The organism is Alteromonas sp. ABV2_168, assembly GCF_056161165.1.
The window spans coordinates 1-547 of record NZ_JBSWYQ010000026.1; the positions used below are offsets into that span (position 1 = coordinate 1).

The following is a 547-nucleotide window of genomic DNA, read 5'->3' on the forward strand; positions in this document are numbered from 1 at the left end:
AGAGTAGCTTTTGAAAGAACATCTTTTCGATATTCTCAGTTACTCAATTTGATTGATTACTAATATCAGCTTTCCAAATTGTTAAAGAACAGGTTTAGAGTAAAAAACCCTAATCAATACTTACTCAACCGAGTAAAAATTCATTAGGATTTGTATCTTTCTGACCAAGTTTATTCAGTAGCCATTTCGCCTGATGAAGTTAATTTGATTGCGAGAAGCGGAGTGTGCGCCAGCACATGAGCATCGCAGCATTCAAAGTAACGATAGCAGGTAGAAATGGTAGGCTTGGGCAGACTTGAACTGCCGACCTCACCCTTATCAGGGGTGCGCTCTAACCAGCTGAGCTACAAGCCTATTGGTGGAGCTAAGCAGGATCGAACTGCTGACCTCCTGAATGCAAATCAGGCGCTCTCCCAGCTGAGCTATAGCCCCATAAGACTTGGTCGTTCTTCATTAATAACAAAACAATCTGTGTGAACACTGCGCTAAAAGGCAATAGACGATTTTTAAGGTAAGGAGGTGATCCAACCCCAGGTTCCCCTAGGGT

Annotated in this window: 2 tRNA genes; both read right to left on the reverse strand. The window is 42.8% G+C overall.

Going from position 1 to position 547, the window contains the following annotated elements:
* Positions 1-277 precede the first annotated feature (277 nt).
* Positions 278-354 (reverse strand) — tRNA-Ile (locus ACXAH4_RS20090).
* Positions 355-356: 2 nt separating this feature from the next.
* Positions 357-432, reverse strand: a tRNA-Ala gene (locus tag ACXAH4_RS20095).
* Positions 433-547 lie beyond the last annotated feature (115 nt).